General features: G+C 64.3%; 8 protein-coding genes and 1 tRNA gene. 2 read left to right on the top strand and 7 right to left on the bottom strand.

Annotated elements, in window-relative coordinates; all coding sequences use genetic code 11:
- The coding region (locus tag ACIQ42_RS14140) for a ferrous iron transporter B (RefSeq protein ID WP_397422901.1) at window positions 1-1,549 on the bottom strand (1,549 nt) is incomplete at its 3' end.
- Window positions 1,546-1,860, bottom strand: coding sequence for a ferrous iron transport protein A (locus ACIQ42_RS14135; RefSeq protein ID WP_397422900.1), 315 nt, complete (start codon window positions 1,858-1,860; stop codon window positions 1,546-1,548). The genes ACIQ42_RS14140 and ACIQ42_RS14135, both read right to left, overlap by 4 nt.
- A 114-nt stretch (window positions 1,861-1,974) precedes the next feature.
- Between ACIQ42_RS14135 and ACIQ42_RS14130 the strand changes: the two genes are divergently transcribed.
- Both ACIQ42_RS14130 and ACIQ42_RS14125 read left to right on the top strand, forming a co-directional pair.
- Window positions 1,975-2,058 (top strand) — tRNA-Leu (locus tag ACIQ42_RS14130).
- Between the two features lie 229 nt (window positions 2,059-2,287).
- Window positions 2,288-2,740 (top strand): cupin domain-containing protein, encoded by a 453-nt coding sequence (locus ACIQ42_RS14125; RefSeq protein WP_397422898.1) that lies wholly within the window; start codon window positions 2,288-2,290, stop codon window positions 2,738-2,740.
- Window positions 2,741-2,961: 221 nt separating this feature from the next.
- Here the strand turns inward: ACIQ42_RS14125 and ACIQ42_RS14120 are convergent, their stop codons facing one another.
- The 5 genes from ACIQ42_RS14120 to ACIQ42_RS14100 form a co-directional block, all read right to left on the bottom strand.
- Window positions 2,962-3,684 (bottom strand): endonuclease/exonuclease/phosphatase family protein, encoded by a 723-nt coding sequence (locus ACIQ42_RS14120; RefSeq protein ID WP_397422896.1) that lies wholly within the window; start codon window positions 3,682-3,684, stop codon window positions 2,962-2,964.
- Window positions 3,681-5,159, bottom strand: coding sequence for a phospholipase (locus ACIQ42_RS14115; RefSeq protein WP_397422895.1), 1,479 nt, complete (start codon window positions 5,157-5,159; stop codon window positions 3,681-3,683). The genes ACIQ42_RS14120 and ACIQ42_RS14115 overlap by 4 nt, the downstream gene beginning before the upstream one ends.
- Window positions 5,160-5,203: 44 nt before the next feature.
- Window positions 5,204-5,833, bottom strand: a complete 630-nt coding sequence (locus ACIQ42_RS14110; RefSeq protein ID WP_397422894.1) for a histidine kinase dimerization/phosphoacceptor domain -containing protein — start codon at window positions 5,831-5,833, stop codon at window positions 5,204-5,206.
- A 47-nt stretch (window positions 5,834-5,880) separates the two neighbouring features.
- Window positions 5,881-6,345: a sigma-70 family RNA polymerase sigma factor gene (locus ACIQ42_RS14105; RefSeq protein WP_397422892.1), complete on the bottom strand. Its 465-nt coding sequence runs from the start codon at window positions 6,343-6,345 to the stop codon at window positions 5,881-5,883.
- Between the two features lie 148 nt (window positions 6,346-6,493).
- Window positions 6,494-6,587, bottom strand: a 94-nt coding sequence (locus ACIQ42_RS14100; RefSeq protein WP_397422903.1) for a NepR family anti-sigma factor, incomplete at its 5' end; no start/stop codon positions are given.

The raw sequence follows: 6,587 nt of genomic DNA, 5'->3' as shown, positions 1-6,587 counted from the left end.
AGTTGAAGCCGATGGGGGCGAACAGGGGCTGGATCGCGTGGCCGACGATGCCGGCGAAGCTGTAGTCGATCGGCGGCAGCGTGGCGCCCGGCGGCGGCCCGGGGAAGGTTGACAGGAACCACACCAGCACCATCAGCGGCAGGATGATACGGCCCGCCCGCGACAGGAAAATCTGGGCGCGCAGCAACAGATTGCGGGCCACGCTTTCGGCCGACGGCAGCTTGTAGGTGGGGAGTTCCATCAGGAACGGCTCCACGGCGCCGCGCCAGAATACCCGGCGGATCACAAACGATACCGCCAGTGCGCTGAGGATCCCCGAGGCGTAGAGGCCGAACATCACGAGCCCTTGCAGGTTCAGCCCCGGCCCCACGGCGCGGTCCGGGATGAAGGCTGAGATGATCAGGGTGTAGACCGGGATCCGCGCCGAACAGGTCATCAGCGGGGCCACCAGGATCGTGGTGATCCGGTCGCGCTTCTGGTCGATCACGCGCGCGGCCATGATGCCCGGGATCGCGCAGGCGAAACTGGAGAGCAGGGGGATGAATGCGCGGCCATGCAGCCCGGCGCCGCCCATCAGCTTGTCCATCAGGAAGGCGGCGCGCGCCATGTAGCCGAAGTCTTCCAGCAGGATGATGAAGAAGAACAGGATCAGGATCTGCGGCAGGAAAATCAGCACGCTGCCCACACCGGCGATCACGCCGTCGGCGATGAAATCCTTGATCAGCCCATCCGGCAGGGATTGACCCACAAATACACTGAGCCAGGCAAACCCGGCGTCGATGCCGTCCATCAGAGGCGCCGCCCAGGCGAAAACCGCCTGGAACATCACGAACAACAGACCCAGCAGGATCGCCAGACCGCCCACCGGGTGCAGCAGCACATCATCGATACGTGCGGTAAGCGTGTCCGGGCGTTCCGGTGGTCGCACATGGGCCTTCAGCAGCCGCTGCGCCTCGCGGTGGGCGTCGCGGATGCCGGCGGCGTCGGGCTCATGCCAGGTATTGCGAACGGGCAGCGCGCCGCCAGAAATCAGAGCCTCGACCTGGGCTGTCAGTTCCTCAATGCCGCGCTTTCGGGTGGCCACGGTAGTGACGATGGGACAACCAAGATCGTGCTGCAGGCCCTCGATGTCGATCCTCAGGCCCTGGCGTTGGGCGATGTCGTACATGTTGAGCGCCAGCACCATGGGTCGACCCACGGCCTTGAGCTCAAGGATCAGGCGAAGCACGAGCCGCAGGTTTGTGGCGTCAGCGACTGCAATCACCACATCGGGCTCGATCTCGCCGGGCAGGCGGCCGAGCACCGCGTCGCGGGTGACGGCCTCATCGGGACTGCGGGCGCGCAGGGAGTATGTGCCGGGCAGATCCAGGATCGACAGCGCCCGACCACTGGCAGTGACCAGCTGGCCTTCCTTCCGCTCCACCGTGACGCCTGCGTAGTTGGCGACCTTCTGGCGACCTCCGGTCAGCGCGTTGAAAAGGGCGGTCTTGCCGGTGTTCGGGTTGCCGACCAGCGCCACGCGGGCGGGTTTGGGGATCGCCTGGCTCATTGTGCGTCCAGCTGGATCCAGATGTCCTCGGCATCGCGCCGCCGAAGCGCTACGCGCATGTCGTCCAGCCGAACGGCGATAGGATCGTGACCCAGCGCGCCCTCATGAATCAGCTCTATGCGGGCGCCCTCGACAAAACCGAACTCCAGCAGGCGACGCAGCAACTCCGCGTCATCCACGCCGTGGTCGCGGGATCGTGGGTCTGATCGCACATCCACAATGATTCCCCGGTCGCCCGGTCGCGCCTTCGAAAGCCGGGTCGCGCCGGCTTGCGTTGCGGAGCCTGCAGGACTGGCCTGGGTCTCGCTCATGATGAATTCCCGCGGCCGCAACACTTGCGAACGATTATCAGTTACAATCGGTGTCTCTGTAACGCAAGGCTCGCATTGACGCGGAGCGCACGGCGCCTATGTTCGCGGCCCGCTGCCCCAGTGGCGAAATGGTAGACGCGGTAGACTCAAAATCTATTGTTGAGAGACGTGCTGGTTCGAGTCCGGCCTGGGGCACCATCACCTTGTTCGCCGGCGGGCGTGAATGGGTGGGGGCTTCGGCGTCTGTGTTTCGCCGCCCGCCTGCAAGCAAACAGACAACCACCCTTGCACTTCCGCGATCCAGAGCCGCCGCCCCGGCTTGACCGGCTGCGGATAGTGCGCGCTCGCGGGAACACCTTCTGATCCCGTGGGTTGACCCTCTACGTGTCCGGCGCGGCAGGCGCAGCGGGGAGCGAGGGAAAGACGCATGAAGGGTTTCATCGACGATATCGCCGAGCTGGCGGGCGAGAATGCTGCCTTCCGGCGTGTGGTGTACACCGGCCAGCATATGCAGCTGGTGCTGATGACCCTCAAGCCCGGTGAAGAGATCGGAAACGAGACCCACCAGGGCAACGACCAGTTCTTCCGGGTGGAGAAGGGCAGGGGCGAGGCCTGGATCGACGGCAAGCGGACCCGGATCAGCAAGAAAGACGCCATCTTTGTGCCGGCGGGCGCCTTGCACAACATTGTCAATACAGGGTCCAAGTCCCTGCGGTTCTATACACTGTACTCGCCGCCTCACCATCAGGACGGGATCGTGCGCGAGACCCGGGCCGAGGCGAGTTCGGGCTCGGAGCATTTTGACGGGAGGACGACGGAGACCCGTACGCCGCTGACCAACAAGAGACCCGCCGGGGCAGAACCTGCGTTACCCGCATGACCGCGCGGATGCAGGCCAACGCGCCGGGCGCGCCAGCACGCGAAGCCCTCCAGATCGCGGAGGCGCTGGACAGGTTCGTGCACCACCAGAACATTGCTCACTATGTCCACAGGCTCGGGAGCGCCCCGGACGCGCGCTGTCGGGCGATGATCAGGTCTCTGCTGGCGGCCGAGCAGCGGCGGGCCCGGATCAATGGCTGGGAGCCGAGCCCGGGTTGGTGATCAGACGAAACGGAAATCGACGACAAGCGGAAGGTGATCCGAAGCCTGTCGTGACCGGCGATCCCTAGGCGTGCTGATGGCATCGACGGCAATGTCGTGGCTCACAAACACATGATCAATTCCGACGATGGGCAAGGTCGATGGGAATGTCGGGACACCGCCAGCGCCGTCCCGTGTGTCCTTGAGGCCATGTAGCAACGCCTGAAAGATCGGGCTGCCGCGGTGGGCGTTGAGGTCGCCCAGGAAAATCGTTGGATTGCGGCGTTCCGGATCGCCCAGCCAGTGGATGCCGGCCAGTGCGGCCGCCTGGCGTCGCTGCTCCTGAGGCAAGAGGCCCAGGTGGGTGGTGATCACCTGAACGTCACGGCCGCCGACCTGCACCGAGACCCAGAGCGCGCCTCTCGGCTCGAGTCCGCGCAGGCGGGGGTATCCGGGCAGCGGACCGGTCTTGACCAGCCGTTCGGGCAGGTGAGTCATGATCGCGTCGCCGTAGGCCTCGTTTTCGAAGGATATGGCGGCATTGAAGTGGAACCGCATTCCCAGCCGCGTCGCCAGTTCCTGGGCCTGGTCAAGACCGCCGGTTCGAGCGCGACCGACATCCAGTTCCTGAAGAGCGATGATGTCAGGCGCCTGGGCTGCGATCACGTCGGCCACGCGACCAACATCGAGCCGGCGATCGGTCCCGATGCATAGATGGACATTGTAGGTCATGACCCTGGTCATGCCGCGCGGCGAAGCCCTATCGCGAGTGCGGCGCGGATCGCCCGGGTTCTCTTCCAGGGTTTCCAGGAGTCGGCGACACCCACGGGATCCCCCAGATGCAAGCCGGCAAAGCGGGCGGAGATGGGCCCCAGCGGCCTGGACTCCAGGGGCGAGAGGCGGGTGTAGCCCTGGGCTCTCAGATGCTCGATGCCGCCGCCGACACTTCCGGCCCCGGCAACAGCCGACGCCACATCCGGAACGGAGCAGGCGAGCCAGTGGGCGATCAACTGGTTGCGGCAATGCACGACACTGGAGCGGTTTGCATCGTCCCTGGGTTCAATCTCGATTGTGAGGTCGCACTCGGTGTCAAAGCCGCCCGAGCGGTTGTTGAGGTTGGCGGATCCCACGTGCAACAGGTCATCATCCATGATCGACAGCTTGGCGTGAACCACAACGGGCGTGCCCGCCGCCGTGACGGGAACATAGGCTCTCAGCCGGCCGAAGGTGTCCGCCGCCCGCAGCAAGCTGATGATCCGTGAGCGCCGACGATCCATGGTCATCTGATCGAACCAGCTGGGTGACAATTGGTTGGAGACCAGAATGACCTCCGGACCATCCGGATCAGCAAGCCGCGCCGCCAATGCAGCGCCAACAACCGGCGAAGTCAGATACTGGTTTTCCAGATAGATACATCGGCGGGCCGCAGCGATAGAGGCCAGATGCAAGGCCTCGATCTCGCGAACTTCCTCGCGCCCCCGCCACCCTGGCTCGGTGCGGGACAGGCCGGTTGTGACATTGTTGAATTGCGGTTCAAGACGGTCGGGCCAGGCATCGACCAAGGTTGGCTGGTCGGGCGCCAGGTCCTCGCCGACGGCGCGGTGCCAACGCCGGGTAAACAGGGAAGCCAGGGACTGCGCTGCGCCGCCATCGACAATCGCCATGACTTCGTGGCGGGGCTCGTGAAACGCCGCGGCACGACCTGACACCCGCCGTCTCGGATCGGCGTCCATGTGTTCGGGCGTGTCCCAACGGTCGGGGGAGAAGTCGCAGCTGCCGACAAAGGCAATCCTTCCATCGACAATGATCACCTTCTGGTGGTGGCAGCCGCCCAGCGGAACGGTGGCGTCCAGGTGGAACTGGATCGGCGTATCCTTGAAGCACCGCCTCGCACGGTGCGGAAAGAAGTGTTGGGTGGCGGATACCAAAACCGCAGACTTCCAGCACAGGATGCGGATCTTGAGTTCAGGGCGCTCGGCAGCCAGCTGGATCAGAAAGGCTCCAAGCTCGAGCTCCGGCCCCATGTCACTCTGATCTCGAGGGCAGAGTCTAGTGTCGGGATCAAAAGCCCAGTTGAGCATATGAATTGAAGACGTCGCCGCCTTCAGGGCGGATCTCACGGCGGCAAAGTATGCTGCGGCATCGATCAGCACGGCGGCGCGGTTAGCCTGGGTGGCGCGCCAGCAGGTTTTCCCAGCCTCAAGCAGCAATGCTGTCACTCCCGTCGCCCCAGCTGCAACGTCGTGGCCCGGCTCGCTCCACGTCACTCATGCGTCCGAGCGAGATTCCGGACCGGAAACCGGACTTCAATAGTTCGACTGACGCCCTCGTCATTGTCGACGATCAACGGACCGCCCAATTGTCGCGCAAGCGCCTCAATCATCTCCTGCGCATGATGGGTCAGCAGGGGCATCAGCGCGTCACCCGTCGCATTGACGAGGTGAATTCTCAGACGTGCATCCGCCCCCTCGCGTGTGAGGGCCACTATCGCCGTCGGGCCTGTGGAATCGGCGTCAGCCTGCAAGGCGGCCGCCAACAGCACTTCGATCACCATGAGGGCCACCGGCATCGCATCATCCAGCGGCAGGATGATGTTCTCGGCCTCGATCTGGGCCTCGTTTCTGGGCGTCCCGGTGGGTCGGCTATCGGCGACCTGGTCCACCAGATCGCGGAGTGTGTCACCCATGTTTACAGAGGCGCGGTGAGGGACATCGTCCAGCGTCCGGTAGACCGCAATCATGGCAGAGATCCGGGCTCGCAGGATGTCCAGAACAGCCAGAGCTGACGGCTCGGTCGCGCTGCGCGCCGTAACATCCACAAGCGACGCAACAATCTGGAGGCTGTTGCGAACCCTGTGGTCGATCTCGCGCCGGAGCTTCGTGTTTTCGGCCATAAGTTGCGCGCGCGTAAGCTGCGACGACGGCTCCGACCCCGAGGTCTTCATCCCGACGCGGTGGCGTTGCGAACCAGGCGGTCAGCGTCGCTGATCAGGCCTTGCGCCGCGCCAATCGCCGAGATCTTGGGGCGCCGATGCGCCCGGTTCTCCATCAGCGCAATGAGATTTGCCCGACCCCGGGACACGCGGCTCTTGATCGTGCCGACCGCTACGCCAGCGATCGCCGCAACCTCCTCATAGTTGAAGCCGCCGGCCGCGATCAGGATCAGGGCTTCACGCTGCTCCAGCGGCAGGTCCAGGATCGCTTGAGATACCTCTGCCAGCTCAAGCGCCGTTTCGGCGTTGTCCGTCGCCTTGGCCGTCTTCTCGTAGACCGTGTCCTCCAGTTGGGTCAGGCGAGAGTTTTTGCGCCAGTTCGAGTAGAGAGAATTTCTCAGAATTCGGAATGCCCAGGCTTTGAAGTTGGACTCCTCGATGTAGGATTCTCTCGCGCTCCAGGCCTTCAGCATCGTCTCCTGCACCAGGTCGTCCGCTTCGACCCGTTTCGACAGAGCGATCTCGCAAACGCACGAAGCGAGGGCAAAACCGCGATGAGAGCCGCCTTGAATTCGGCAAGTCGGTGGTCGGACATGGGCGGGCGCCGGGTTGCCGAGGCGGTCACGACTCGCCCTCCCGACGCTCAAGTTCATTCAGCAGATCAAGCAGGTGGTCTGGCAGTGGCTCCGCGACCAGGCTCTCGAACTGGTTACGC

This window comes from Phenylobacterium sp., from assembly GCF_044372605.1.
Classification (GTDB): Bacteria; Pseudomonadota; Alphaproteobacteria; order Caulobacterales; family Caulobacteraceae; genus Phenylobacterium.
This window is presented reverse-complemented; position numbering and strand designations above follow the sequence as displayed.